This is a genomic window from Pseudomonas sp. YeP6b (assembly GCF_025642995.1).
Classification (GTDB): Bacteria; Pseudomonadota; Gammaproteobacteria; order Pseudomonadales; family Pseudomonadaceae; genus Aquipseudomonas.
Genome location: NZ_CP080090.1, coordinates 3,024,536 through 3,049,466, shown reverse-complemented (window position 1 = coordinate 3,049,466; position 24,931 = coordinate 3,024,536). Strand labels below are relative to the sequence as shown.

25 protein-coding genes are annotated in these 24,931 nt (G+C 60.5%); 11 read left to right on the top strand and 14 right to left on the bottom strand.

Annotation, left to right across the window (positions count from 1 at the left end):
- Positions 1-5: 5 nt before the first annotated feature.
- Positions 6-515, bottom strand: a complete 510-nt coding sequence (tssB, locus tag KZH41_RS13710; RefSeq protein ID WP_094951981.1) for a type VI secretion system contractile sheath small subunit — start codon at positions 513-515, stop codon at positions 6-8.
- Between the two features lie 32 nt (positions 516-547).
- Positions 548-2,101 carry a type VI secretion system protein TssA gene (tssA, locus tag KZH41_RS13705; protein WP_263274996.1) on the bottom strand — a complete coding sequence of 518 codons (1,554 nt, stop codon included), beginning with the start codon at positions 2,099-2,101 and terminating at the stop codon, positions 548-550.
- Positions 2,102-2,576: 475 nt separating this feature from the next.
- Here tssA and KZH41_RS13700 point away from each other — a divergent pair, with 475 nt between their 5' ends.
- Complete coding sequence (locus KZH41_RS13700; protein ID WP_094953272.1) at positions 2,577-3,092, top strand: Hcp family type VI secretion system effector; 516 nt, start codon at positions 2,577-2,579, stop codon at positions 3,090-3,092.
- Positions 3,093-3,145: 53 nt separating this feature from the next.
- Here KZH41_RS13700 and KZH41_RS13695 read toward each other — a convergent pair whose 3' ends face one another.
- On the bottom strand, positions 3,146-3,967 hold the full coding sequence (locus KZH41_RS13695; RefSeq protein WP_094953274.1) for an aldo/keto reductase: 822 nt from the start codon (positions 3,965-3,967) through the stop codon (positions 3,146-3,148).
- 94 nt (positions 3,968-4,061) lie between these two features.
- Here KZH41_RS13695 and KZH41_RS13690 point away from each other — a divergent pair, with 94 nt between their 5' ends.
- The gene (locus tag KZH41_RS13690; protein WP_094953276.1) at positions 4,062-4,556 is read left to right on the top strand and encodes a DUF1543 domain-containing protein; all 495 of its coding nucleotides are present in this window, start codon (positions 4,062-4,064) and stop codon (positions 4,554-4,556) included.
- A gap of 4 nt (positions 4,557-4,560) precedes the next feature.
- Here KZH41_RS13690 and KZH41_RS13685 read toward each other — a convergent pair whose 3' ends face one another.
- Both KZH41_RS13685 and KZH41_RS13680 read right to left on the bottom strand, forming a co-directional pair.
- Positions 4,561-5,106 carry a GNAT family N-acetyltransferase gene (locus tag KZH41_RS13685; RefSeq protein ID WP_242155834.1) on the bottom strand — a complete coding sequence of 182 codons (546 nt, stop codon included), beginning with the start codon at positions 5,104-5,106 and terminating at the stop codon, positions 4,561-4,563.
- 159 nt (positions 5,107-5,265) lie between these two features.
- Positions 5,266-6,462 (bottom strand): TPM domain-containing protein, encoded by a 1,197-nt coding sequence (locus KZH41_RS13680; protein ID WP_263274995.1) that lies wholly within the window; start codon positions 6,460-6,462, stop codon positions 5,266-5,268.
- A 130-nt stretch (positions 6,463-6,592) separates the two neighbouring features.
- Between KZH41_RS13680 and KZH41_RS13675 the strand changes: the two genes are divergently transcribed.
- Both KZH41_RS13675 and KZH41_RS13670 read left to right on the top strand, forming a co-directional pair.
- Positions 6,593-7,408 carry an alpha/beta fold hydrolase gene (locus tag KZH41_RS13675; RefSeq protein WP_176463003.1) on the top strand — a complete coding sequence of 272 codons (816 nt, stop codon included), beginning with the start codon at positions 6,593-6,595 and terminating at the stop codon, positions 7,406-7,408.
- Complete coding sequence (locus KZH41_RS13670) at positions 7,398-8,531, top strand: PAS domain-containing sensor histidine kinase (protein WP_242155829.1); 1,134 nt, start codon at positions 7,398-7,400, stop codon at positions 8,529-8,531. The genes KZH41_RS13675 and KZH41_RS13670 overlap by 11 nt, the downstream gene beginning before the upstream one ends.
- Here the strand turns inward: KZH41_RS13670 and dapF are convergent.
- Positions 8,528-9,331, bottom strand: a complete 804-nt coding sequence (gene dapF, locus KZH41_RS13665; protein WP_263274994.1) for a diaminopimelate epimerase — start codon at positions 9,329-9,331, stop codon at positions 8,528-8,530. The genes KZH41_RS13670 and dapF overlap by 4 nt on opposite strands.
- A gap of 108 nt (positions 9,332-9,439) precedes the next feature.
- On the opposite strand from dapF, the gene KZH41_RS13660 reads away from it, so the two are divergent.
- Together KZH41_RS13660 and KZH41_RS13655 are read left to right on the top strand one after the other, a co-directional pair.
- Entirely contained in the window at positions 9,440-10,486 is a 1,047-nt protein-coding gene (locus KZH41_RS13660; protein WP_263274993.1) for an alginate lyase family protein, read from the top strand.
- Between the two features lie 42 nt (positions 10,487-10,528).
- Positions 10,529-11,023, top strand: coding sequence for an AAA family ATPase (locus tag KZH41_RS13655; RefSeq protein ID WP_094953286.1), 495 nt, complete (start codon positions 10,529-10,531; stop codon positions 11,021-11,023).
- A 57-nt stretch (positions 11,024-11,080) separates the two neighbouring features.
- Here KZH41_RS13655 and KZH41_RS13650 read toward each other — a convergent pair whose 3' ends face one another.
- Complete coding sequence (locus tag KZH41_RS13650) at positions 11,081-12,682, bottom strand: L,D-transpeptidase family protein (RefSeq protein WP_094953288.1); 1,602 nt, start codon at positions 12,680-12,682, stop codon at positions 11,081-11,083.
- Between the two features lie 39 nt (positions 12,683-12,721).
- On the opposite strand from KZH41_RS13650, the gene KZH41_RS13645 reads away from it, so the two are divergent.
- Complete coding sequence (locus KZH41_RS13645) at positions 12,722-13,435, top strand: murein L,D-transpeptidase catalytic domain family protein (RefSeq protein ID WP_094953290.1); 714 nt, start codon at positions 12,722-12,724, stop codon at positions 13,433-13,435.
- Positions 13,436-13,465: 30 nt separating this feature from the next.
- Positions 13,466-14,212, top strand: coding sequence for a creatininase family protein (locus KZH41_RS13640; RefSeq protein ID WP_094953292.1), 747 nt, complete (start codon positions 13,466-13,468; stop codon positions 14,210-14,212).
- 147 nt (positions 14,213-14,359) lie between these two features.
- Here the strand turns inward: KZH41_RS13640 and KZH41_RS13635 are convergent, their stop codons facing one another.
- Positions 14,360-14,701, bottom strand: a complete 342-nt coding sequence (locus tag KZH41_RS13635; protein ID WP_242155817.1) for a hypothetical protein — start codon at positions 14,699-14,701, stop codon at positions 14,360-14,362.
- Positions 14,702-14,746: 45 nt separating this feature from the next.
- Positions 14,747-15,391 carry an ATPase gene (locus tag KZH41_RS13630; protein ID WP_263274992.1) on the bottom strand — a complete coding sequence of 215 codons (645 nt, stop codon included), beginning with the start codon at positions 15,389-15,391 and terminating at the stop codon, positions 14,747-14,749.
- Positions 15,392-15,536: 145 nt separating this feature from the next.
- On the opposite strand from KZH41_RS13630, the gene KZH41_RS13625 reads away from it, so the two are divergent.
- Positions 15,537-15,782 carry a hypothetical protein gene (locus tag KZH41_RS13625; protein WP_094953298.1) on the top strand — a complete coding sequence of 82 codons (246 nt, stop codon included), beginning with the start codon at positions 15,537-15,539 and terminating at the stop codon, positions 15,780-15,782.
- A 3-nt stretch (positions 15,783-15,785) separates the two neighbouring features.
- Here KZH41_RS13625 and yfcF read toward each other — a convergent pair whose 3' ends face one another.
- Positions 15,786-16,418: a glutathione transferase gene (gene yfcF / locus KZH41_RS13620; protein ID WP_263274991.1), complete on the bottom strand. Its 633-nt coding sequence runs from the start codon at positions 16,416-16,418 to the stop codon at positions 15,786-15,788.
- Between the two features lie 174 nt (positions 16,419-16,592).
- On the opposite strand from yfcF, the gene KZH41_RS13615 reads away from it, so the two are divergent.
- The gene (locus KZH41_RS13615; protein WP_263274990.1) at positions 16,593-18,026 is read left to right on the top strand and encodes a lipase family protein; all 1,434 of its coding nucleotides are present in this window, start codon (positions 16,593-16,595) and stop codon (positions 18,024-18,026) included.
- On the opposite strand, the gene KZH41_RS13610 is transcribed toward KZH41_RS13615, so the two are convergent.
- A complete protein-coding gene (locus tag KZH41_RS13610) occupies positions 18,023-18,574 on the bottom strand; it encodes a DUF924 family protein (protein WP_263274989.1) in 552 nt (183 codons plus the stop codon). The two genes, KZH41_RS13615 and KZH41_RS13610, sit on opposite strands and share 4 nt — an antisense overlap.
- A 463-nt stretch (positions 18,575-19,037) precedes the next feature.
- Between KZH41_RS13610 and KZH41_RS13605 the strand changes: the two genes are divergently transcribed.
- Positions 19,038-20,345, top strand: coding sequence for an IS4 family transposase (locus KZH41_RS13605; protein ID WP_242150573.1), 1,308 nt, complete (start codon positions 19,038-19,040; stop codon positions 20,343-20,345).
- A 579-nt stretch (positions 20,346-20,924) separates the two neighbouring features.
- Here the strand turns inward: KZH41_RS13605 and metE are convergent.
- From metE to KZH41_RS13590, 3 genes are all read right to left on the bottom strand, one after another.
- Complete coding sequence (gene metE / locus KZH41_RS13600; protein WP_094952711.1) at positions 20,925-23,213, bottom strand: 5-methyltetrahydropteroyltriglutamate--homocysteine S-methyltransferase; 2,289 nt, start codon at positions 23,211-23,213, stop codon at positions 20,925-20,927.
- 97 nt (positions 23,214-23,310) lie between these two features.
- The gene (locus KZH41_RS13595; protein ID WP_263274988.1) at positions 23,311-23,916 is read right to left on the bottom strand and encodes a LysE family translocator; all 606 of its coding nucleotides are present in this window, start codon (positions 23,914-23,916) and stop codon (positions 23,311-23,313) included.
- A 73-nt stretch (positions 23,917-23,989) separates the two neighbouring features.
- Complete coding sequence (locus KZH41_RS13590; RefSeq protein ID WP_263274987.1) at positions 23,990-24,865, bottom strand: LysR substrate-binding domain-containing protein; 876 nt, start codon at positions 24,863-24,865, stop codon at positions 23,990-23,992.
- Positions 24,866-24,931: the final 66 nt, after the last annotated feature.

Here is a 24,931-nt window from a genome sequence, read left to right as displayed (position 1 = left end):
TCCTTTTACTGAAGTTTTCCGGCGCCAGGGCTGCTCAGCCCCAGTTCCGCGAGTACCCGCGCACGCGAAGTGTCATCGGCCAGTGCCTGCTCAATGGCTTTGCGAAAGCTGGGTGTGTTGCCCAGCGGCCCCTTGAGCGCCATCAATGCCTCACGCAACGCCATCAGTTTTTGCAATTCAGGTATTTGCTCAACCAGGCTTGCGGGATTGAAGTCTTTCATCGAGTTGATCCGAACCTGGAGGGCCAACTCTTCAACGTCAGTGTTCTCCTGCAAGCGATTGGGTACGCTCAACGTCAAGCTCAAGGCTTGTTTGGCCAGCACTTCATCAAGGGTGTTCTTGTCGATACCAATAGGCTTGCGATCTTCGAGCTTGCGCGGGTCTTCACGCTGGCTGAAGTCACCCAGCACCAGTAATTTCAAGGGCAACTCAACTTCCTCTTGCGCACCGCCGCTGGCGGGTTTGAAGGTGATGTTGATACGTTCCTTGGGGGCTACCGAACCGTCTTTGGCCATGGTTTTTCTCCTTTTTCAGTGGGCGCGAAGGCCTATTCAAGTACCGCGTCCAGATCGAAGCGGCACAACCTGCGGTGGGTGACGTCCTTGCGCTCGCGCACGGCATGGTCTTGTGGCAAAAGGTCATAACAACGGTGCAGGAGCTGGGCTACTTGAAAAGCCAGCTCGGGTTCCCAACGCTCCAAATCGGCTCGCTGTAATTCAAAGTCCAGTTGCTCGAGCTGGATCTTGCCCAACTCATGCTTACCTGCCCGAATGCACAACCTGGCCAGTGCCAATCGCCAATGAAAGCGGGCTCGATCACTGCACGCGGCCTGCAGACCTTGCTTGAGTTCGCCGACCGCGGCCTTGAGTCCATCCTTGCGCAGCCTGGACATCACAGCCTGCAAAGCGGCCTCCCAAGGCTCACCTGCGACATCGGCCACGGCGCTTAGGGGCTCAGCCTTGTGCAGATGCCGAAGAACATGCAGCGCGATCCAGTCACACGTCGCGGGGTCGGCAAACGCAGTGCCGTCGTCAAACCTGAACTCAGGCAGGTTCGGCAGGCGTTGCAACAACACGGCAAAATTCATTTCCAGCTCGGTCATGGCCAAGTCCGCCTGCAAGGCTTCGAGGCATTCCCAGGCCATACGCAGGCCGTCAAACCAGAACAACGCACTGGCCAGGCTGATCTCAAGTTCAAGCAAAAGCTCGGCGTAATGCCCTTGTTTGAAGCGATCCTGGAAGCGCTTGAGTTTGTCCGGCGACGGTGCACGCAAAGCCGTTACTCGCTCCCCATTGGCGTCCGGGTAGTGGATGAGCGTCAGCCATGCCAGGGTTCGGCTCAAGCGCAAGGCACGCAGGTCAGTTGCACTCTGGCGTAGCCACCAGGCGCACAAGGGGCGTGCCTGCTCCTGCAATGCGCGCAGCAGTTTGTGAGCCTCTTTTTCGTTATTGACCGGCTGCTCGGGCTTGCGCAACTGGGTTGCGGCCTGCTTGACCTGAGCAATGACGCTGGCAAGCCCTCCAGGCTCTGTGCAGCTTTGCGTGGCGAGCGTCAGGCGCTCCGACAATTGCCTGCGAATGGGCAACAACAAAGGTGCATCGTCACCCAGATGCTCTGCCCATAACTCGTCCAGGCTTGCGAGGTGTTCCAGAAGCGCCTGGAACAATGGCAGCTGGTCAGCCAGGGCGAAGTTTTGCGCAAACAGCGGTTCAAGCCGCAACACCAACCAACCAAACGCAGCACTACGGGTACGTAACTTGGCGGGGTACACAATCGTCCAGTGATGCTCACACAGGTAACGCACCAGCCCGAGCCCAGCCAGGAGCCCTGGAAATGAATCACGTTGATGCAAAGCCCACGTCAACCAGACAGCAACCCGAAGGTCCTTGGAATGCTCACGCAACAGGCGCTCACTGAGCTCGCTGACCTTCTGCCAATCCGGCAGGCTTGCACCATGAATCGATTGCGCCTTGGCAAGCTCAGACTCCAAGACTTCAAACTCGCTCGAAAAACGAATATCACTGCCGGCAAAGTCCCTTGGCAAGCAAGGATGCCGTGCAAGCTCGAGGTAATAAGCGTAAAGCGTGTCTGAATAAACCATTTTAGGCCGCGCGCAACTATTCAATGCAAAACCAGCAAACTAATTCCAATGTAAAAGCATCAGAATTCCATTTAATTTCTTTCAATGTTCCGAGAAGCAGTTGAACCTTAGCCATAGAAAAAACAACCAGCAAGCTACGCACCAACACTTAAGAAAGTTCCTACACCCCCGAAAAATCAGGACCTGCGCAGAAGCTTGCGCAGTCACACTCATGCAAACAGCCCCTTTCGCTCGCAGAGCCGCCCAGAATCACGACAAATAGCGTGAGCAACTAACTGCACACCTGCGCGCAAACAACCAGACTAAATAGCCACTTAAATCTCGATCAACTTATTAATATCTAGCGCCACAACTACCGGACACCCTTATTTCATTAGCCCTTGCCATTTCAGGCACGCTTCTTGTTATAGAGACTTGCCTGAACAGCACCCTCGCCGTTCAGGACTACCTACTCAATCAGACAAGGAAACCAGTCATGCCAACACCCGCGTACCTCTCTGTTACCGGTGTAAAGCAAGGTCTAATCACGGCAGGCACATTTACCCAAGACTCGGTCGGCAACATTTATCAGGAGGGTCATGAGGATCAGATTCTCGTGCAGGCGTTTGCCCATCAGGTGATCATTCCCCGCGATCCGCAATCAGGTCAGCCAACCGGCCAGCGGGTGCATAAACCGCTGATGATCAGCAAAGTCTTCGACAAATCGTCGCCGCTGCTCTTCAGCGCGCTCACCACAGGTGAAGAAGTGTCGTGCCGACTGGAGTGGTTCCGTACCTCCTCGGCCGGCACCCAGGAGCACTACTTCACCACTGAACTGGAAGGCGCGACCATCGTCGACATTCAATCGCGCATGCCCAATTGCCAGGACCCTGACAACGCGCACTTCACCCATTTGGAGGATGTGTATTTCACCTATCGCAAGATCGTGTGGACCCACGAAGTCGCCGGTACTTCCGGCTCGGACGACTGGCGTAGCCCGGTAGCTGGCTAACCTCGGCTGATGCAGGAGCGCAGGCCATGGACGGCGGCGCTCCTGCTGTTGGGCTACACCATCGCCAACGGGTGCTTACGCTTGGGTGCGCCAAACACACGGTCGATGGCGTCCAGGTCGTGCTCGTCCAACACCAGCTGCGCGGCGCCGGCATTGAGCCGCACATGTTCGGGTGTCACGGCCTTGGGGATGGCAATCACGCCGTCCTGCCGCAAGACCCAGGCGAGTGAAACCTGGGCGGGTGTCACCTCATGGCGGCGAGCGATTTGCTTGAGCGTGGGGCTGGACAGCAGCTCGCCGCCCTGGGCAATTGGGCAGTAGGCCATCAATGGCAAATGGTGCTGTTGCCACCACGGCAGCAGGTCGAATTCGATACCGCGCTCTTCAATGTTGTAGAGCACCTGGTTGGTGGCACAGGCCGGGGACGCAAGTTCCTGAAGGTCGGCCACGTCAAAATTGGAAACGCCCCAGCGGCCGATCTTGCCGGCCTCACGCAGACGCTCAAAGGCTTCGACGGTTTCTTCAAGCGGGTACTGGCCACGCCAGTGCAACAGGTACAGATCAATATAGTCAGTGCCCAGGCGCTGGAGACTCGCTTCACAGGCACGGGGGACGCCCTTGTGGCTGGCATTGTGAGGGTAGATTTTACTGACCAGGAACACTTGGTCGCGTTTGCCGCGAATGGCCTCACCGACCACTTCCTCGGCACCGCCTTCGCCATACATTTCGGCGGTATCGATCAGGGTCATGCCCTCGTCGATGCCCAATTGCAACGCGGCGACTTCGGCCCTGCGCTGGTCGGGGTTTTCGCCCATGCTCGCGGTTCCCTGACCGATGACAGGGACGGGAACACCGGCTAAATCGACGGTACGCATGACAACCTCCTGATTAACTAGCGGATTAGTAGTGTGGAACTGGCCGAACAAGAAGTATGGTTACTCTCTGCTAAATCGCCAGGAAGGACCTGCAATGCTGTTTGTCGTCATGCTCGGGGGCAAGCACCCACGGGCCAGAATTGAAGTTCACGATGTGGTGTTCGCGGTGGCGGATACGCTGGAATCCACCTACCCGCAATTGCGCGACGGCTGGTTCGGCAGCCCCAAGGGTGTGCATATCGACTCATGGATGGCCGTCGACGGCGTCGACGGCTGGAAAGTCCAGATCAGCCAGATGGCACCCCAGGCGGATGCGCATCACCTGTACTTCATCAACCTGGGCGGCTATGAAGCCAACGCGTTTGGCGAGGCCCATCATTATTTGCTGGTGGTCGCGCGCAATAAAAAGGAAGCGATGAGCAAAGGCAAACAGCAGATGCTGCGCCACTGGTCCCAGGCCCACACCGACGGCGTGATGGACATCGACGACTGCCTGCCCATCGACTTGGTGGACGGCCGCTATGTTCATCTGGTGCAAGGCCCGCACCGGCCGATCATCCAGCAGAATGACTACATCGTCCTGGCGTAAGCCCTCAGGTGCTGAGCACCAAGGGTTTACCAAACAGACGATTGCCATGGGTTTCTCCCTGGAAGGTATAGGTCGGTGAACCCAGCACCTCATACCCGCGCCGAGGGTAGAAACCCAGCGCCCGCTCATTGCCCACCCACACGGTGGCCCACAATAACCCGGCGCCGCCCCGCGCCGCGTGTTGCTCCGCCGCTTGCAGCAGCTGACAACCAAGCCCCAAGCCGGTGAATCGCTCCTGAATATAGAGACGCTGGAGTTCGGCAGCGTCAGCGGCGTCGATCATCGAATGGCTGGCGTTGAGCTTGATCTGGGCGAAGCCAACAAGATGGCCGTTTACTTGCGCGACCAGCAGCGAGACACCCGGCTGCGTGATCAGTTGACTAATGGTCTGCGGCGCGAAGGCGTGCAGTGCCTCATTGGCGATTGAGCTGCGAATGCCTTCGGTGGCATAGGTATCAAGGAAGACCTGCATGCCCAGCACGCCAATGCACACGGCGTCCTCAGCAATGGCGTCACGAATAATCACGCGTGGGGTGTTGGCGGCAGGCATCGAGCCTCCGTACTCTGAGTTGAAAGGCTCAATGTTTTATCACGAATGCACGTAACCGTATTTACCACTGCCGATTGCCCTCAGTAGGGTTTAGCCCTCGCCAAATCCGCAGGAGCCCTATGCCGTAGGCTGGGTTGGCGATAAGCCGCGCTAGCGGGGTTACCAACTGCCCGACGCCCCGCCGCCGCCACTGGAACCACCGCCGCCGGACGAACTGCTGCTGGAGCTGCTGGAACTCGAGCCGGATGAGCCACCGCTCGAACTTGAGCCCGACCCGCCGGCGGTCTTGCCAAAGATGAACAACGCCACAAACGAGGTAATCGGAACCGCCAGCAACCAACCGTCACGGCCCGCGTCGGCAACCAGACCTGCCACCACGTAGATCGCCACCGCCGCAAACAGCCGCACGGCAAACCCTACCCGGCTGGTTTTCCAGGCGTTTCGCATGACCACCCACAGCACCAGGTACGCCCCCAGCACAGCCAGTGCCCCCAGCGGCATTGCCAACCAATGGATGAAGTTGACGTCGACGTATCGACCCACCACCAGCAGCCCGCCGATGTAGAGCAGCAAGCCGATCACGCAGTAAAACACGGTACGCGCCAGCCATAGCGCACCAAAGGTCGCGCCGCCGATCAGCAGGGTCAGCGGCAACAGCAGCAGGTACATCGGCCATTCGCGGCCGCCACCATAAAGCGCCAACAGCAGCGTGGCCACCACGGCGGCAATTAATGCCCGGCGCCAAGGTAACTTGCCGGCGGCTATCAGTACGCCGCCAATACCGCCCAGGATAAACGCCAGCAACACGGCTATCGCCTGGGGGTTAATGCCAGGCCCGGTCACCCTGGGCAGATCGCCGCCGTCCACCAGCACGGTCAAGTCATTGACCGCCTGTTGAACACCGCCCGCATAGTCACCCTGGCGAAACGCCGGCGTGATGTGTTCTTCGATAATGCGATGGGCCAACAGGTCAGTAACGGTGCCCTCCAAGCCGTAGCCCACCTCGATACGCACTTTGCGGTCGTCCTTGGCCACCAGCAGCAGGATGCCGTCGTTAACGTCCTTGCGCCCCAGTTTCCAGGCGCGGAACAGTTGGTTGGCGTAGTCCTCGATACTCGCGCCGCCGGTGGTGGGCACCAGCAGTACCGCGACTTGCGCACCTTTGCGCTGTTCAAGGGCGGCGAGTTGGTCGTTGAGGCGCGTGGTGAAGCCAGTGTCGAGGGTGTTGGTGAGGTCGATCACCCGCTGATCGAGGGAGACGCCAATGGGCGACGTCTGCGCATGGACGGTGCAGAACAGCCCGATGAATACCAGCGCCAGCAGACTCAACACGGATTGCCGCACAAACAGCATCATGCTTTGTTACCTGAGGTTTCTACCTGAAGGCGACGACTTTACCTTATCGACGTATAACGCGTGACCCCACGCCTGCGACTATCTAAACTGCTCGCAGCCCGCATAGCAAAAAGCCATACACGAGAATTGCATGAACCTAAAGCACCGCAACAACGTCAGTGTGATGGGCAACGGGATGGCGACCCTGGTGTTCTCCCATGGGTTCGGCTGCAACCAGGCGATGTGGAATTACCTGGCCCCGGCCTTTGTCGACCGCTTCCGCGTGGTGATGTACGACTTGGTCGGGGCCGGCCTGTCGGACCTCAGTGCATTCGACAAAGCCAAGTACGGCACCCTGGATGGCTATGCCCAGGACCTGAACGAGATTATCGAAGCCTTTGCCGTAGGCCCGGTGATCCTAGTCGGCCACTCGGTCAGCGCGATGATCGGCACCCTCGCCGACCGCCAAGCCCCCGGGCGCATCGCCGCCCATGTGATGATCGGCCCGTCGCCGCGCTACATTGATGACGTCGATTACACGGGCGGTTTCAAGCGCAGCGACATCGACGACCTGCTCGACACCCTCGACAGCAACTACCTCGGCTGGTCCAGCGCCATGGCCCCGGTGATCATGGGTGCGCCTGGGCAACCGGCCTTGAGCGACGAACTGCGCGAGAGTTTCTGCCGCACCGAACCCGACATCGCCAAGCAGTTTGCGCGCGTGACCTTTTTGTCGGACAACCGCCAGGACGTGATCGGCCTGACCGCCCCGGTGTTGATCCTGCAATCGAGCGACGACCTGATCGCGCCCCTGGCGGTGGGTGAATACCTGCACCGCGTACTGCCCAACAGCACGTATTGCCTGGTGGACAATGTTGGCCATTGCCCGCACATGAGCGCGCCGCAAGCCTGCGCAGCCGCGATGCAAAGCTTCCTGGCGCCGTGGGCGATTACTGATGTCGGTTGACCTGTTCGACAACGCCGCCTGTGCCCTGGCCGTCACCGCAGAAGACGGCACGATCCTGCAAGCCAACGCGCGGTTCAGCGAATGGCTGGGCTTGAGCAGCGCCGAGCTGTGCGGGCGGCGCTTTCAGGATTTGCTGACCATGGGCGGGCGGATTTTCCACCAGACCCACCTGGCGCCGATGTTGCGCCTGCGCGGCAGTGTCACCGAAGTGAAGCTCGACATGCTGCACCACGACGGGCACAAAGTGACCGTGCTGCTCAATGGCAACAAGCGCGAACAGGCCGACGCCGTGGTCTACGACCTCGCGCTGTTCGGCACCACCGACCGCGACAAGTACGAACGCGAGCTGCTCAACGCGCGCAACCTGGCCGAGGCGCTGTTGCAGGAAAAAACCGCCACGGAAATCGCGCTGCAGCAGGCCCAGGCGGAATTGAGCGAGGCCTATGCCATTGCCCAGCGTCGTGCGTTGTTTGCTGAGCAGATGGTGGCGATCGTCAGTCACGATTTGAAGAACCCCCTGACGGCCATCCGTATGGCGTCCGATTTTCTCAATCGTGGCGAGCGTACAACCAAGGAGCGCCAGTTGTTGGGCCATATCGCCCAGTCGTCCGAGCGCGCCCACCGGATGATCGCCGACTTGCTCGACTTCACCCAAGCCCGGGTCGGCCACGGCATCACCATCAAGGCCGCGCCGCTGGAGTTGCACGCGGTGATTGCGCACGCGGTGGATGAACTGCGCGTGGCCTTCCCCAAGGCCACGTTGGAACATCAAGCCCAAGGCCATGGCGATGCCTGCCTGGATGCCGACCGTGTGCAGCAGATCATCGGTAACCTGGTGGCCAACAGCGTGGCGTATGGCGACCCGCTCCAGCCGATCACCATCACCTCACGGCTAGGCGATACCGGCTGCGAAGTGGCGGTGCACAACCACGGCGCGGTTATTCCAGAAACGCTGCTGGCCGGCCTGTTCGAGCCCATGACCCGTGGCACCGACCAAGGCAGCGGTGTGCGCAGCGTGGGCTTGGGCCTGTACATCGTGCACGAATTGGCCAAAGTGCATGGCGGCGACGTAACGGTAAGTTCCTGCGCCATTAACGGTACGACATTTACCGTAAAGTTTTAGAACAGATACGCCGTGCCTTGCATGATCGGCTCGACGCTGCCGGTCAATACCACACCGCCCTGCCCGTCCCACTGCACCGTGACCGTGCCGCCGTCGCACTGCACCTGCACTGTCTCATCCAGCAAGCCGCGTCGGATCCCATTGACCACGGCGCCGCAGCAACACGAACCGGAACCCTGCGGCACACCGCCGCCACGCTCCCAGATACGCAGGCGGATATGGCTGCGATCCAGCACCTGCACGAAATGCACATTGGTCTTGGCCGGGAACAACGGGTGGGTTTCCAGCGCCGGGCCCACGGCGGCCACGTCGACGGCAGCGACGTCATCGACAAAAAAAGTGCAGTGCGGGTTGCCCATGCTGCACGCCGCCGGGTCGCCTTCAATGGGCAAGGTGCGGGTATCCATCGCCGTGGCCAGCGGCACGGCCGACCACGCCAGCGACGGCTCGCCCATGTCGACCGAAACCCGCTGCCCCGCAACGCGTGCGCACGTCAGCAAGCCTCGATCGGTGCGCAACACAATCGAATCGCTGCCGGCTTCGTGCATCAAGCGGTCGGCGACACCGCGCGTGGCACTGCCGCAGGTTTGCAAAGGTGTGCCGTTGGGGTTCCAGAACTTGATGCGCGCGGCGGCGTCATCGCAGTCGAGGACCACCGCCAACTGATTGAAACCGATACCGGTGTGGCGGTCGCCCAGGCGACGGGCGAGCTGCGCGGTGACCGGGTCGCTGTGGCCACGGCGGTCGATGATGATGAAATCGTCGCCAAGGGCATGCATCTTCACAAAGGGCAAGGTCATGGGCTGTCCGGTGGGCGAGCTGAGTAGAGGGTCAGCATACGGGAGTTTCATCCAAGCCGATTCGGGCGCATGTTAGCGTGTGTGCGTGCTGATCCGGCAGAGCCCGCCATGAAAAAAACCTTCTTCGCTTTAACCGCGCTGCTGCTCGCGTTTTCCCACGCGGCCATGGCGGCCGCGCAAAATCCCAGCCTGTGCCAGCCGGCCACGTCGAACCCGATGTCGAAGGCGCTGCTGGCCGCCGCCCAACGGCACCTGGCCGACCCGCCCAACCCGCGGCCCCATCTGCACACTGAAGGCACCCTGCCCCACCACGGCATCCGTGAGCAAAGTATTGCCGCCGAAAAAGACTGGCCAGTGATGCGCCAAGCGGCGCTGGCGTGGCGGTTGAGCGGTGACCCACGTTACCTCAAGCAAGTCGACGACTACCTGGCCGCGTGGGCCGACGTGTACCAGCCGGACTTCAACCCGATTGATGAAACCAACCTCGACATGCTGATCACTGCCTATGCGCTGACCGCCGATCACCTGCGCCTGGAAACCCGCGCCGCCAGCCGCCGCTTGATCAGCAACCTGGGCAACGGTTACATCGCGCGTATCGAGCAATTCCATGGGCAGAAAAAAGGCACCCAGACCAATAACTGGCAGAGCCATCGCGTCAAACTGGTCAGCGTGGCCGCCGCCGCACTGGGCGACCGCGCGATGCTTGAACACGCGCACCAGCTGTTCAAGCAGCAGATCGCCGACAACGTGCTGCCGGATGGCTCGGTTACCGACTTCCAGGACCGCGATGCCTTGCATTACGTGGTCTATGACCTTGAGCCCCTGGTACAGGCCGCGCTGGCGGCCAAGCCCTACGACGGCGGCGGCGACTGGCTGAGCATCAGCGTGAAGGGCGCGTCCCTGGCTGGCGCGCTCGATTGGCTGGTACCGTATGCCACTGGGCAACGCAGCCACGAGGAGTTTGTGCACACCCACGTGCAATTCGACAAAGACCGCGCCGGGGTAGGCGAAGCCGGGTACAGCGGCACCTGGCAACCCAACAGCAGCGCGACGCTCTTCTGGCTGGCGGCGCAGTTGGACAAGCGTTACCTGCCTGTGGCGACGCAACTGGCAGCACACCCGGCAGACTGGATCAGTGCCTGCTATTTGAAGTAAGCGCGGCTAGACTGGCCGGGTTCCCCTTGCAAAGGATTGATGATGCTTATTGTGTTCAGTGGCCTTCCCGGCAGCGGTAAAACCACGATTGCCAACGAACTGGCGCGCCAGATCGGTGCGGTGTACCTGCGTATCGATGTGATTGAGCAGGCGCTGCGGGATGCGGGCGTGTTGGCCGGTGATGTGGGTGCCAGTGGTTATGGCGTGGCGAATGCACTGGCGTTGAGTAATGTGCGCTTGGGGCACAGGGTCATTGCCGATTGTGTGAACCCGGTCAGGGAAAGCCGAGCGGCGTGGAAGGCCGTGGCGACGGCGGCAGGCGTTGAGTTGTTGAATATTCAGGTGGTCTGTTCGGATCGGCAGGAACACCAGCGCCGCGTTGAAAGCCGTTCAGGTGATATTGCCGGCTTGGTACCGCCTACTTGGCAGTCGGTATCGGCGCATGAGTATGAGCCTTGGGATGAACTGCCGCTGACGGTCGATACGGCGCTTGTGACAGCGGATCAGGCTGTGGCGCTTGTCCTGAAGCACATCTGACAGTTGGCGGGCGGGCTTGTGGTGGCAAGCCCGCTCGCCACAGGTAAGGTGCCGACCTTAAAGCACAGCCCCCATCGCCTTCATCAACACCAGGTCGCGCCCATAGATGTCCGGCGCGTACACCAGGCCACCCTGGCGATCGACTTCCACCGTCCAGTACCCCAACAGCACCGGCACCGGCGTGGCCAGCCGAAATTCGTGGGTCACGCCGGTGGCGAGCAGTTCGTCGGTGCGCGTGCGTTCGGCCGGGCTCACCAGCAGGTCGCGCAGCAGCAGTGGCTGCTCAACCCTCACACAACCCGAGCTGAAGGCGCGCGGCCCTTTGGTAAACAGCGGTTGGCTTGGCGTGTCATGCAAGTACACCGAGTAGGGGTTAGGAAAGCGCATCACGATCTTGCCCAGCGGGTTGCGCGGGCCAGCGTCCTGGCGCAGGAGGATGTTGCCCGGGCGCGCCCAGTCGATCTGTTCAGGCGCCAACGGGCGGCCTTCGGCGTCGAGCACTTGGAGGTTTTGCTGGCGCAGGTATTCGGGGTTGAGGCGGATGGCCGGGAGTTTGTCCTCGCGCATGATGGTCGGCGGGATGGTCCAGGTGGGGTTCAGGGTCAGTCGGGTGATACGCGACTTGAGCAGCGGCGTCTGGCGTTCGGCGCGCCCGACTTGCAGACGGGTTTGCCACACGGGGATGCCACTCTGGTAGACGCTCAGCTGCGCGGCAGCGACGTTGACCAGCACACCTTCGGGCTCCAGGTCCTGGGCCAGCCAGCGGAAACGCTCAAGGTTGATGCGCAGTTGGTCGCGGCGCATCGCCGGGCTGATGTTGAGTTCGGCCACGGTGCCCGCGCCAATCACGCCATCGGCCTGCAACGAGTGGCTGAGCTGGAAGGCCTTCACCGCCTTGACCAGTTCATCACCGTATTGCTTGCCATTGCCGGTGGGCGCCTTGGCCAGGTAGCCGCCGCTGTACAAGCGCCGCGCCAGCTCCGGCACGCGCGGGTCTTCCATGCCGGGGCGCAGCAATGGGCCGCTGCCGACCGGGTCCCAGTGCGGCAACGGTTGCAGGCGCACGGTGGCATAGGCATTGCGTAAGCTGCGGTAAAGGTCGGCGCTGGGGCGTGCCTGGTCGAAGGCTTGGGCCATGTCTTGCAGCCCGGTGGCGGCGAAGGCCAGCACCTCGGTATTCGGGTCGCGGGTGGGCGGCTGGGAATGCCACAGCGGCTCAAAGCGTGATTGCTGCAAGCGCCCGAAGTGCAAATCCTGCAGGGCTTGCAGGTACTGGCGGCTGACGTCGATATCGCTGCACAGCACGTTGGCCGTGGCGTCCGCCGCAGGCAGGCTATAGTGGGTAGGGTCCAGGCCGTCGTCCGCCAGCATCAGCAATTGAGTGTGCAAGGCTTGGCGGCGGTCATCGGCAGACCACAGCGGCACATCACCCTGCTGCTGATAGAACGCTTGCAAGCGCGATTGCGCCGCGGCGTCGATGTGCGGGGCGAGTTTGGGGCAAACGCTGGGGAGCTGCGCGAGGGCCTGTTGCACCGGGGCCATTTGCACAGGGCTTAGGGAAATAACCGGCACGGCGCCCACTGGCAGTTCGTCAGCTGTCGCGACCAATGGTGCAACGAGCAGGCAAATGCTCAAGTAACATGCGTGTTTTTTGAACAATTGACTGGGCTCCAATCCACAGCGGGGGACGCTTTGTAGATGCTGACTTTTATGTGCCGCTTCGGTTTGATCACCATCACCCTGGCTACGTTGAGCAATTTAGCGCTCGCCGCCAATGGGAATCCTCCTAACTTGTATAGCAGCCTGGCGCGCTCGGCTCCAGAACTCAATCCCACTGTACTGAAAAGCGCCCTGAGCGCCGTGCAGTGCGCGGTCAATAACGGCGAGGAACGCTCAGAGCGCCTAGCGGTTATTGACTACTCCCAGCCCTCGACCGCTCGTCGGCTGTGGATCTTCGACTTGCGCAAAAAGACCTTGGTGCTGCGTGATCTGGTGGCCCACGGCGCAAAATCCGGGGAAAACTTCGCCACGCAATTTTCCAATCTCGAAGGCAGCCACCAGTCCAGCCTGGGCTTGTTCCGCACCCAGGAAAGTTACCTCGGCGCCCACGGCTATTCGTTACGCATGGACGGCCTGGAGCCCGGTTTCAACGACCAGGCCCGCGACCGCGCGCTGGTGATCCACGCTGCCGACTACGTCAACTCCGCGTGGAGCAAGCGCGAAGGCCGTATCGGCCGCAGCCAGGGTTGCCCGGCCGTACGCCCGCAGGTGGCGCGCCAAGTGGTGGATAAGCTCAAGGACGGGCAGTTCATGTTTTCCTGGTACCCGGACCAGCGTTGGTTGAAGTCGTCAACGTATCTGAACTGCAAGCCCCAACAAGTGGCAAGTAGTCGTACAATCCGTGGTGGTTAGCCTGTCCCCACAGATAAAAGAGAGCGCCGCATGCTTCTACACCACTCCACCTGGATCGAGATCGGGCAGTTTCTGGAACGCAGCCGTACGGTGGTGATCCCCATCGGTTCCAACGAACAACACGGCCCCACCGGCCTGCTGGGCACTGACTGGATGTGCCCGCAGATCATCGCCCATGAGGCGCAGAAGAACGCCGACATCCTGATCGGCCCGACTTTCAACATCGGCATGGCCCAGCACCACTTGGGCTTTCCCGGCACTATTTCCCTGCGCCCTTCCACCTTTATTGCCGCGATTGGCGACTGGGTGCGCTCGTTGGCCGGGCATGGTTTCGAGAAGATCCTGTTTCTGAACGGCCACGGCGGCAATATCGCTACCATTGAAGCGGCGTTTTCCGAGCTGTACGCCGAGGCGAGCTTCGCCCGCCGACCGGCCGGGTTCGCGCTGAAGCTGGTGAACTGGTGGGACCTGGAAGGCGTCACTGACCTGGCGCAGCGCCAATTCCCAGTCGGCCATGGCAGCCATGCCACGCCGTCGGAGATTGCGGTGACGCAATGGGCGTACGCTGATTCGATCAAGTCAGCCGACTATTCCCCACAAATCGCCAACACCGGGCCGATCCGCGAAGCGCTGGACTTCCGCGCACGCTTCCCCGACGGGCGCATGGGTTCGGACCCGGCCCTGGCGACGGTGGAAAAAGGCGGTGAGTTGGTGGCGTTGGCGGCTAAAGGGCTGGTCAAGACCGTGAACAGCTTCAGTAGCGAAGCAAAACCCTAAGCACGACACAAAGCAAAATGTGGGAGCGGTGGTGCGACGATTCGACTTGCTCGCGAAAGCGGTGGGTCAGTCAGTAAATGCATCGACTGATACTCCGCATTCGCGAGCAAGCCCGCTCCCACATTGGACCTGTGTATTGGCCTTTAGCTACTTGCAGTCCTGAGCCGCCAACTCAAGCCGCGACGGCTTGATCGCCGACGCCAGTGGCTTACGCTCGTACAGGAACACTTTGGTGCCGTCCTGGGACTTGTAGGCCTCCAGCACGTCATCGGCGGCAATCTTGCTGGTCAACACCACCTTGGCGTGGCGCGAGTTCTGCGTCACGGTCGAGGTGATGCCGTACTTTTCAAGCTTGGGCAATACACATTGCACATAGCTTTCGGGAGTCTTGCTGGTTTGCAGGGTTAAGCTCGGCGCATTGGGCGCAGTGATACAACCGGTCAGCAACAACGAAGCAAAAGCCAGGGCCGGGACGAAAAAAGAGCGCATAAACATTCCTGAAAATAACCAATAGGGTTCACATCGATCCGCGCGTCATCCGGCGCGGACCAGGGCCTTGAGCGATGCATCAAACTGCTTCAAGGCATTGAGCTGTACATCACGCTGCTGTTCAATCTGCGCGGCAATTTCCGGGGCCGCCTTGTCATGCACCCAAACCGATGGCACTTGTTTGTGTACCGAGCCTTCGGCCTTGGCGATGTATTGCAGGTCTGCATCATAGAACCGTGCAACAAAACGCGCCTCGACCTGGTCGTTACGCTGGGTCAGCAGCTGGTTATGGATGTCGAGCATCACCACCACATCAGGGTGCGCCTGCACCAGTTCATCCAGGCTGCTATAGACCGTCACGCTGCGAAAAGTGCCCTGCAATGAATTCATCAGCCAATCAATCGCCAGTTCCGGGTCTGAACTGTTGACGAACGCCTCGCGGATGCGCCCGTCAAGGGCATCCTTGGCGCCGTTCATGGCCATGGCGTGGTAGCGTTCAAGGTAACTGAGGTTGTCGCGGGTGTTTTCGCTGTACAACACCCCCACCGACTGCGCGTGCTGCAGGGAGTCTACGCTACCGGCGAGTGCCAGCAAATGGCCGGTACGCAGATCTTCGGCAATTGCCGGATTGGCCAACACCGTCGTGCCAAGCATCAGCATGATTAAACCCAACTGGATCATCGTCCTCATCGCGCATTTCCTTGAACAGCGTCTCGATGGGGTGATTCTGCGCTTTTGGTACAAAAACAGAACTTGCGATCCTTGATGGTGACTATCATTTGAACCGATAGTGTCGAGTATCTCGCGACCTCTATAAAACTATAAGGACCCTGCCATGAAGCCCCACCAGAAAACCTTCGACCGCATCCGCGAAGCCGTATTGCCGGAGTTTCGCGAGCGGGTCGCCGATTACCTGGTCGATTATGAAAACGTGCTGCAGGATCAAACCGCCGATGCCGACCAGCGCTACGCCAGCGCCCAGCAACTGCGCGGTTACCTGCGCGGTTTGAACACCACACGGGTGCTGGGCATGGCGGACTGGGAAGATTTGGACCGACGCGTAGCCCACGAATGGCTGTAAACCCTAAAGCGCCGGGCGCTGCAGGTTGACCCATGCCTGCACCGACGGCCGCTGCCATTGGCGCTGTGCGTAATCCACCAACTCGGCTGGCACACTGTCACCGTTGAGGATCAGACGGTTGAGCATCACCGCCAGGTCCACATCGGCAATCGACCATTGGCCGAACAGGTAGTGGGGATTGCCCGCCAGCAGCGCCTGCGCCGCGCTGATCAGCTTGCGCGCGGCCGCCTCTGCAACGGGCGACAACGGCGGCATCTTCTGCCCGTAAAACACCACCAACGTCGAACGTTCCTGACGGATCGGCAGTAAGTCGCTACGCAGCCACGCCTGCACCTGCCGCGCCCTCGCCCGCTGTTTTGGATCAGCCGGGTACACCGGCGTTTCGGGGTAGACCTGCTCCAGGTATTCAGTGATCGCGGAAGATTCCGACAGCGCAAAGTCGCCCTCAACCAACGTAGGCACGCGCTGCGTCATCGAGAGCTGGGCGAAGTCCGCCGCCTGGTTTTGCCCGGCGTCCAAATCCAGGGTGAGCAGGTCGAACGCCAGGCCTTTTTCGCGCAGGGTGACAAACACCGACATCGCATAGGGGCTGGTAAACATCGAATCTACATAGAGGCGCAGCGGGCTCGGGTGCATGGGCGATCTCCTTGAATGGAACCCCACGCTACGAGATCTGCGGCGATAAAGACAATGCAGGGTTTTTATGGGGCCATTCCTGGCGGGAATAGGCCCAATAGTGGCAATATCATAGCGACTCGCTAGTCTGCGAGAACGCTCCGCCATTCAAAAGTGCTCAAGGAAGAACATCTTATGAAACAAGCAGTTGTCGTCATTCACGGCATCGGTGAACAACGCCCAATGGATACGTTGCGTGGTTTTGTCGAAGCGATGATCCCCGCCGACACCCCCGACGGCACCCCGTTGTACTGGAGCAAACCGGACCGGCTGTCGCGCAACTTCGACCTGCGCGTGCTGAAGTCCTCGGGCCGCACAAGCACGGATTTTTACGAGTACTACTGGGCCCACAAGATGCAGGGCACCAAGCTCGGCCATCTGCTGGGCTGGCTGTGGGACATCTTTAAGCGCCCGCGCCGTGATATCCCCGACGCCATCGTGCCGATTTGGCGCACCACGCGCTGGACGGTGATCCTGCTGTTGCTGCTGATCGCCAGCGGCAGCCTCGCCACCGCCTGGGGAAAATTCGAGCACCACGACAACCCTTACGCCCTGGTGCCGCTGCTGCTCGGCGCCATCGGCCTGGGGCTGCGCTATTCCGCGCTGTCCTACCTGGGCGATGCGGCGCGTTACCTCAGCCCCAACCCGCAAAATGTCGTGGTGCGCGAACAGATCCGTGCCGACGGCGTGGCGCTGCTGCGTGCGTTGCACAACAAGGGCGAGTACGACCGCATCATCGTCGTCGGCCACAGTTTGGGCAGCATGATTGCCTACGATATCGTCGGCTACCTGTGGCACGAACATCACGATCAACTCACCAAAGTCATCCCCAGTAACCGCGAGCTGGCCAACCGGTATGCCCACCACGAACCGCTGCAACCGGTGGTCAAGGATGCGCTGCCAAACGCCGGTGCCGCACTCGACGGCAGCCTGGGCAGCCTCTTGAGGTTTCGCGAACAGCAAACCCAAGCGTTTATCGAGCAACGTGGCCTGGGCAACCCGTGGCGCATCACCGACCTGGTCACCGTTGGCAGCCCGATGGCCCACGCCAGCTTGTTGCTGGGCCGCAGCGTCAGTGACTTCAAACAACGCATGGCACGTCGCGAAGCCCCGGCCTGCCCGCCCACCCAGGACGAAAAGGGCTACGGCTACAACGCCCGCCAGCCGGTGATGCTCGGCGAAAAACCCTTCACCCCACAGTATTTGCACCACGCGGCGGCCTTTGCCGTGACGCGCTGGACCAACCTCTACTTCCCGGCGCCCTACGGCCTGTTTGGCGATATCGTCGCGGGCCCGGTCAAGCCGGTGATGGGCGCCGGCGTGCTGGATTTGCCGGTCACTGTAGGCAAGTGGAAGGGCTGGCTGGCACGGTCGTGGTTCAGTCACACCCACTACTGGAGCGAACGCGGCGGCGCCCAAGGCTACCTCGCCGCACTCGGCAACGATGAACAGGCGATCACCCATGGCCCACGCCCCTCGGCGACCGAAGCGTTGCGCTGGGCGGTCGACCTCAAGGGCTTGCGGCGTTATCGCGCGGCAGGCGCCAAGGAAGCCCTGGCACCGGCTTAGCCTGCGAAGCCGCCTTTAACCAGAAACTCACGTTCTTGCGCGGTGGTGGCCCTGGCCAACACCGCGTTGCGATGGGGAAAACGCCCGAACCGTTCGATGATGTTTGCGTGCTCCTTGGCCCAATGGTAGGTGCTGGCATCCAGGCGCTGGTTCAACACCAGCGAGCGCTGCTGATCGGCCGGGTCTTCGGAATGCTCAAACGGCAGATAACAGAACGCCCGTAGTTCGGGCTCGATCAGTTGATCCAGCCCGGCATCGAGCATGCGCTGCGCATACAGCCGCGCCAGCGGGTCGGTGGCAAACATGTGCGCCGTACCGCGAAAGGCATTGCGCGGGAACTGATCCAGCAGGATCAACAACGCTAGCGCGCCGTGCGCTGAATCCAGCCAACCTTCCAGCTCGCGCCGAGCGGCTTGCATATGGGTGGCGTAGAAGGTGTCGCGAAACGCTGCGTCGAACGCCGCGTCCTTGGCAAACCAGCGCTTGGGCCCCGCCTGCTTCCAAAATTGAATCACCGCCTCGGCCGGCTGGCCGTTCAAGCTTGTCATCATTGCCTCCTATGAGCCTGCAGATTTCATCATTGACGCCGCCAGAGTCGATTAAGTTTCGCCTCCGGCGCCGGGGCTGCACCTAGGGTTAGCCTTTTGGTGTGGGAGCGGGCTTGCCCTGATGCCGGTCGGTTAAGCGGACGCAAAAGCTCAAAGCAGCGAAGATCAAATGTGGGAGCTGGCTTGCCTGCGATGGCATCGACTGTGTGTCACTGACAGACCGATGCGCCCGCATCGCAGCATAGGTATCTACACATCTTTTTATGGGTTGAGTTCTTTGGTTGTCGCGGGGGGCGCTGGGTACATATCCGTTATTTGGGTAACGGCTGCTATGGGTTCCGCTCTTACAGCCATGCCTTTCAAGGTCTTGGTTTAAAACATAAACAAATACTTTAGTCAGGATGACGAAACGATGTGGGAAAAGGTTCTAGAACGGTTTGAAAAGCAGGCGCCGGCCAGTGTCATGACCAAGCTGGTATTGGAGCAGGCCGTACCTGCCGAGTGGGTTGACAAGGTGTTCAATGACCACCGACAACGCCAGTACTCCCGTGAGCTCTTGTTTTCAACCGTTGTAGAGCTGATGTCCCTTGTTTCATTGGGCTTGAGGCCATCACTGCACGCTGCAGCGCGTAAGATGGAGGGCCTTTCGGTGAGCGTTGCGGCGCTCTATGACAAGATCAATCGGACCGAACCCGAGGTGCTTCGAGCCCTCATTTCAGGCAGCGCAGAGCGTTTAGAACCAACCATCAAAACGCTCGGCCACTCATCGATACTACCCGGCTGGCAGTTGCGCATTGTCGATGGCAACCACCTACCGGCCACTGAAAAACGTTTAGGCCCTTTGCGCAGCGAGCGAGCTGCGGCTCGCCCAGGGTTTTCCGTAGTGGCCTACGATCCTGATCTGGATTTAGTCGTCGATCTTCAGCCTTGGGAAGACGCCCATGCCAGCGAGCGGGTCAGTGTTCTACCGCTGTTGGCCCGCGCAAGCGCGGGTCAACTATGGATGGCTGACCGACTTTATTGCACGCTGCCTGTCCTGCAAGCCTGCGAAAACACAGGGGCCTCGTTCATCGTTCGCCAACACAGCAAACATCCACGTGTGATCCAGGAAGGCGACTGGCAAGAGTCAGGGACCGTCGACACCGGAACCGTTCGCGAACAAACCATCGAAGTAAAAGGCGGTCGCCGCTGGCGACGCGTTGAGTTGAGCCTGCAAACGGCAAATGACTCAGGTGATTTGGTGATGTGGTTCTGGAGCAATTTGCCCGACACCATCAGCGCTCGACAAATAGCTGATTTATACCGCCGCCGCTGGAGTATTGAAGGGATGTTCCAACGCCTTGAATCGGTGCTCGACAGTGAGATCAAGAGCCTTGGTAGCCCTAAAGCCGCGCTGCTGGGCTTCGCCTCGGCGGTTCTGGCTTACAACGTTTTGTCGGTTCTCAAACGCAGTGTGGAACAGGCGCACCGCGAAACGCAGCCAGCGAGTTGGGAGGCTTCGATTTACCATTTGGCGGTGCACGTTCGCAGCGGTTATGAGGGAATGCAGATCGCATTACCGGCGGAAAACTTCCCTCTCGAAAAGACCTCGCAAGGGTTGGCAGAGCGGTTACTGGCCCTGGCGAGGTTGATCAAACCTAAGGCCGTCGCGAAAAGCCCGCGCGGCCCTAAAGTCGCCAAACCCAAGGAGTGGCTGGAAGGTAAGGCCGCACGGGCTCATGTTTCAACAGCTCGGGTGCTTAAGGCTGCCAAGTCGGATAAACAGACTTAAACACTGCTTTAAACGAACTTTTAAACGCAGACCTTGAAAGGCATGGCTCTTACAGCGGGTCACTTTTGGAAAAGAGCCCGGAATGCCGGCCCAGCCAAAAGTAACCAAAAGGGCTCTTGCCCCACCACTCGGCACCTCGCCTAGGCTCGGTGTGCCCTCACGCAGGCTTTGGACCGTGGGCCGCCGCCATGGGCCATCCTTGGCCATCGCGGCTAAACCGGCGTCCTGCCGGTTTACCCCCGCTCCAAAGCCTGCGTTCGGCCAGCGTGGTTTAACGGGGCGCCTCAGATCAAGATCAAGATCAAAAGCACGGCGGCCTAGTAGCCGACCTGAGTGGTTGAAGCAAATCAAAAGCAAAGCCGAGGCGGCCTGACAGCCGACCTGATCTTGATGGCTGAACTCAATCTAATGTGGGAGCTGGCTTGCCTGCGATGGCATCAACTCGGTGTACCTGATACACCGAGGTGTCTGCATCGCAGCGGTGCGGCGATCCGACAAGCCAGCTCCCACATTTGGATCTCAATACATCAGGCAGATGGGTGTGCTGCTCAGGCTGTACTCCCACATGCCTACCCTGTGTTAGGCCAGTTCAGCCCGCAGTTGCCGCGCAGCAGTAACCATATGAATCAACGCCGCTTCCGTCTCCGGCCAGCCGCGGGTTTTTAGGCCGCAGTCCGGGTTGACCCATAGGCGCTGCGCAGGAATGCGCTTGGCCGCCTTGCGCAGCAAATTGGCCATTTCCGACGCATCCGGCACGCGTGGCGAGTGGATGTCATAGACGCCCGGGCCAATGTCGTTCGGGTAAGCAAAGGCTTCGAACGCCTCCAGCAGTTCCATATCGGAGCGCGAGGTTTCGATGGTGATCACGTCAGCATCCATCGCCGCAATGGACTCGATCACATCGTTGAACTCGCTGTAGCACATGTGCGTGTGAATCTGGGTTTCGTCGCGCACGCCACAGGCGCACAGGCGGAACACTTCGGTGGCCCAGTCCAGATAGTGCTGCCACTGCGCCCGGCGCAACGGCAGGCCTTCGCGGAACGCGGCTTCGTCGATCTGCACGATCTTGATACCAGCGGCTTCCAGGTCCACCACTTCGTCGCGAATCGCCAGCGCCAGTTGCCGCGCCTGCACTTCGCGGCTCACGTCTTCGCGCGGGAACGACCACATCAGCATGGTCACCGGGCCGGTCAGCATGCCCTTCATCACCTTGTTGGTCAGGCCTTGGGCGTAGCGGATCCACTCCACGGTCATGGCTTTCGCACGGCTGAGGTCGCCGAAGATCACCGCCGGTTTCACGCAGCGCGAACCGTAGCTCTGCACCCAGCCGAAACGGGTGAACACGTAGCCGTCGAGCTGCTCGGCGAAGTACTCGACCATGTCGTTACGCTCAGCTTCGCCATGTACCAGCACGTCCAGGCCGAGGTGTTCCTGCACTTCAACGGCATGCTTGATCTCGCTGTGCATGGCTTCGACGTATTCGGCTTCGCTCAACTTGCCGGCTTTATACGACTGGCGCGCCAGGCGAATCGAGGCGGTCTGCGGGAACGAACCGATAGTCGTGGTCGGAAACAGCGGCAGGTTCAGGCCGGCACGTTGCTTCTCGATACGCTGGGCAAACAGCGACTGACGCTGGCTGTCCTTGGCGGTGATCGCCGCCACACGGGCTTGCACGGCAGGCTTGTGAATCCGTGGCGAGGCCGAACGGGCAGCTTGCACGGCACGGCTTTCCGCCAGGGCGGCGAGCACGTTAGGGGCTTGCGGTGCGTTGACGGCCTGGGCCAGCACCGCAACTTCCGCGCACTTCTGCACGGCGAAGGCCAACCAGCTTTTCAGCTCGGCATCCAGCGTGTCTTCGCGGCCCAAATCAACCGGGCTGTGCAGCAGCGAGCAAGACGGCGCGACCCAAAGGCGATCGCCCAATTTCTCATGCGCGTGCTGCAAGGTCGCCAGGGCTTTTTCCAGGTCGCAGCGCCAGACGTTACGGCCATTGACCACGCCCAGGGACAACACCTTATACGCCGGCAAGCGGTCGAGAATGGTCGGGTACTGGTCCGGTGCACGCACCAAGTCGATGTGCAAACCATCAACCGGCAGGTTGGCGGCTAGGCCGAGGTTCTCTTCCAAACCGCCAAAGTAGGTGGCCACGAGTTTTTTCAGCGGGTCGCGCTGGATCTGGTTGTAGGCGCGCTCAAAGGCGTTTTTCCAGTCTTGTGGCAGGTCGAGCACCAGGATCGGCTCATCGATTTGCACCCACTCAACGCCCAAATCCGCCAGGCGCTGGAAGATCTGGCCATACAACGGCAGCAGGCGGTCAAGCAGGTCTAGCTTGTCGAAGTCGCCGCCCTTGGCCTTGCCCAGCCACAGGTAAGTCAGCGGGCCGATGACCACGGGCTTGACGTTGTGGCCCAGGTCACGGGCTTCTTTAACCTCTTCGAACAACTGCTCCCAACCCAGTTGGAATTGCTGGTCGGCGCTGAACTCAGGCACCAGGTAGTGATAGTTGGTATCAAACCACTTGGTCATTTCCTGGGCGTGGGCACCGCCGCAGCAGCTGTCGCTGACACCACGGGCCATGCCGAACAGGGTCTGCAGCGTGGTGTTGCCATCGGCTGGGCGGAGGCGTTCAGGGATCACACCGAACATCAGCGAGTGAGTCAGGACTTGGTCGTACCAGGCGAAATCACCGGCCGGTAGCAGCTCGATACCGGCTTGTTTTTGCAGTTCCCAGTGCGCCTTGCGCAAGTCACGGCCCACGGCACGCAGGCCGGCCTCGTCGAGCTCGCCCTTCCAAAACGCTTCCTGCGCTTTTTTCAGTTCACGATCGCGTCCAATGCGCGGAAATCCAAGGGAATGAGCGACTGCCATGACTTACAACTCCAATGTCGATATTGATGGCAGCCATTGTCGACACACACCAATAGTGAGACAAACTCATTTTACTCTAGACGATCACGAGAACCACTCATGTTGCCATCACGTGTAGATAGAACGCGTGAAACATGAAATACGCACACGCTGCCAGCGCCAAGCCCATGCAACGATTGAATACGGTAAACGCCGACGCCCCGTTAATCCGCCGCCCCAGCACCGCGCCCAGCAAGGCGTAGACCCACGGCGCACCGACTGCGCCCAGCCCCAGCAAGGCCGAAACCCCGGCGATGGACGCCCCGGTAACATGCGCCGCCGGCAACATCACGCTGGTAATCGGCAACACCGCCACGATGCCTTTGGGGTTGAGCAACTGAATCACCAGGCCATTCCAGAACGTGAGGGCCTTGGTCGGCGTGCTTGAAGACGCTTCAACCACCGTGCGGGCGGTGAACACTTGATAGGCGAGGTACAGCGTGTACACACCGCCGACCAGTGAGATATACGGCAGCGCCGCCTGGGAAACGATCGCCTCGCCGGTGTAGCCGAACAGCACGAACATCAGCAGCATCGCGCAGCCCACGCCAATGTAGAACCCGCTGGAGCGGCGCAATTTACCGGTGAGCCCGGCGTTCAGGCCCATCAAGTTCACAGGGCCTGGGCTGTACATGACACTGAAGGCGTAGAGGAAAATGTCCATGAAAAAACCTGCCGTAGAAGAAGTCCGGCGAGTCTACTGAGGCGGTTTACGCTCAATCTTGTACGTTTGTAGTTCAGCGTTGTACCTGTTGTGCGAACCACGCCATGACCACGGCACACCCTGCGTGGGACGCCGCCATCGGTTGCAAGCACAGCGCATACACCCCGCCCGTCTCCAACGGCTCACCCAACGGCACCACCAGCACGCCGCGCTCGATGGATTCAGCGGCCAGGCTCAAGTCGGTCATCGCCACACCCAGCCCGCGCGCGGCGGCGTCCAGCGCCAATTCATCGAGGTTGAAGGGAATGTGCCGGTAGTCCTCCAGTGCACCGGCGCCGTTGGCGGCAAGCCATACGCGCCAGTCTTGCTGGTCGACCGAGCGGTGCAGCAGCGCCACGGTGCGCAGGTCAGCTAGGGTTGCCAACGGCTTCAGGCTGGGCGCACACACCGGCACCAGTTTTTCCTGGAACAGCGTGAGGCACGTCGGATCAGTGGGCGGCGTGGGCAGGTACTGAATGTAGGCATCGCTGTCGCCGGCAGGCTCGACCACTTCCGTGGCGACGGTCTCGATGGCCAGGGAAATGTCCGGGTGCAACCGGTAGAAATCGCTCAACTTGGGCAGCAGCCAGCGCACGGCCAACGACACATGCAGGCGAATGCGGAACGGGCGTTTGTGCGGCGAGATGCGGTCCTCCAGCGCCTTGAGTTGCGCGAGGATACTGCGTGCGAAAATCAATACCTGCTCGCCTTCAGCCGTCAGCTGCAAACGGCGGCTGGTGCGCGTGAACAGCGCCACACCGAAGTGGCTTTCCAATTGCTGCACCTGGCGACTGACCGCGCTCTGCGTCAGGCACAACGTCTGCGCAGCCTGGGTGAAACTGCTGCTGTCGCTGACTGCCACCAACGCCTGCAGACCTTGCATCGACGGTACGTGACGAAGCTTATCCATGCGCTTTCCGAATAGCTGGATGATTTTATAGCGTTGGTTGTACCACCCAAGTCCCTATAAATTCCA

What these genes read in the sequence shown, in the direction of transcription:
- KZH41_RS13685 (WP_242155834.1), bottom strand. Translation starts at nt 5,106, where the DNA reads ATGCCTGCCGCCAACACCCCACGCGTGATTATTCGTGACGCCATTGCT.
- KZH41_RS13615 (WP_263274990.1), top strand. Translation starts at nt 16,593, where the DNA reads ATGAAACAAGCAGTTGTCGTCATTCACGGCATCGGTGAACAACGCCCA.
- KZH41_RS13590 (WP_263274987.1), bottom strand. Translation starts at nt 24,865, where the DNA reads ATGGATAAGCTTCGTCACGTACCGTCGATGCAAGGTCTGCAGGCGTTG.
- KZH41_RS13690 (WP_094953276.1), top strand. Translation starts at nt 4,062, where the DNA reads ATGCTGTTTGTCGTCATGCTCGGGGGCAAGCACCCACGGGCCAGAATT.
- KZH41_RS13695 (WP_094953274.1), bottom strand. Translation starts at nt 3,967, where the DNA reads ATGCGTACCGTCGATTTAGCCGGTGTTCCCGTCCCTGTCATCGGTCAG.
- KZH41_RS13675 (WP_176463003.1), top strand. Translation starts at nt 6,593, where the DNA reads ATGAACCTAAAGCACCGCAACAACGTCAGTGTGATGGGCAACGGGATG.
- KZH41_RS13640 (WP_094953292.1), top strand. Translation starts at nt 13,466, where the DNA reads ATGCTTCTACACCACTCCACCTGGATCGAGATCGGGCAGTTTCTGGAA.
- KZH41_RS13660 (WP_263274993.1), top strand. Translation starts at nt 9,440, where the DNA reads ATGAAAAAAACCTTCTTCGCTTTAACCGCGCTGCTGCTCGCGTTTTCC.
- tssA (WP_263274996.1), bottom strand. Translation starts at nt 2,101, where the DNA reads ATGGTTTATTCAGACACGCTTTACGCTTATTACCTCGAGCTTGCACGG.
- dapF (WP_263274994.1), bottom strand. Translation starts at nt 9,331, where the DNA reads ATGACCTTGCCCTTTGTGAAGATGCATGCCCTTGGCGACGATTTCATC.
- KZH41_RS13605 (WP_242150573.1), top strand. Translation starts at nt 19,038, where the DNA reads ATGACCAAGCTGGTATTGGAGCAGGCCGTACCTGCCGAGTGGGTTGAC.
- KZH41_RS13680 (WP_263274995.1), bottom strand. Translation starts at nt 6,462, where the DNA reads ATGATGCTGTTTGTGCGGCAATCCGTGTTGAGTCTGCTGGCGCTGGTA.
- KZH41_RS13645 (WP_094953290.1), top strand. Translation starts at nt 12,722, where the DNA reads ATGCTGACTTTTATGTGCCGCTTCGGTTTGATCACCATCACCCTGGCT.
- KZH41_RS13630 (WP_263274992.1), bottom strand. Translation starts at nt 15,391, where the DNA reads ATGAGGACGATGATCCAGTTGGGTTTAATCATGCTGATGCTTGGCACG.
- KZH41_RS13700 (WP_094953272.1), top strand. Translation starts at nt 2,577, where the DNA reads ATGCCAACACCCGCGTACCTCTCTGTTACCGGTGTAAAGCAAGGTCTA.
- yfcF (WP_263274991.1), bottom strand. Translation starts at nt 16,418, where the DNA reads ATGCACCCGAGCCCGCTGCGCCTCTATGTAGATTCGATGTTTACCAGC.
- KZH41_RS13635 (WP_242155817.1), bottom strand. Translation starts at nt 14,701, where the DNA reads ATGCGCTCTTTTTTCGTCCCGGCCCTGGCTTTTGCTTCGTTGTTGCTG.
- metE (WP_094952711.1), bottom strand. Translation starts at nt 23,213, where the DNA reads ATGGCAGTCGCTCATTCCCTTGGATTTCCGCGCATTGGACGCGATCGT.
- tssB (WP_094951981.1), bottom strand. Translation starts at nt 515, where the DNA reads ATGGCCAAAGACGGTTCGGTAGCCCCCAAGGAACGTATCAACATCACC.
- KZH41_RS13595 (WP_263274988.1), bottom strand. Translation starts at nt 23,916, where the DNA reads ATGGACATTTTCCTCTACGCCTTCAGTGTCATGTACAGCCCAGGCCCT.
- KZH41_RS13610 (WP_263274989.1), bottom strand. Translation starts at nt 18,574, where the DNA reads ATGACAAGCTTGAACGGCCAGCCGGCCGAGGCGGTGATTCAATTTTGG.
- KZH41_RS13655 (WP_094953286.1), top strand. Translation starts at nt 10,529, where the DNA reads ATGCTTATTGTGTTCAGTGGCCTTCCCGGCAGCGGTAAAACCACGATT.
- KZH41_RS13670 (WP_242155829.1), top strand. Translation starts at nt 7,398, where the DNA reads ATGTCGGTTGACCTGTTCGACAACGCCGCCTGTGCCCTGGCCGTCACC.
- KZH41_RS13625 (WP_094953298.1), top strand. Translation starts at nt 15,537, where the DNA reads ATGAAGCCCCACCAGAAAACCTTCGACCGCATCCGCGAAGCCGTATTG.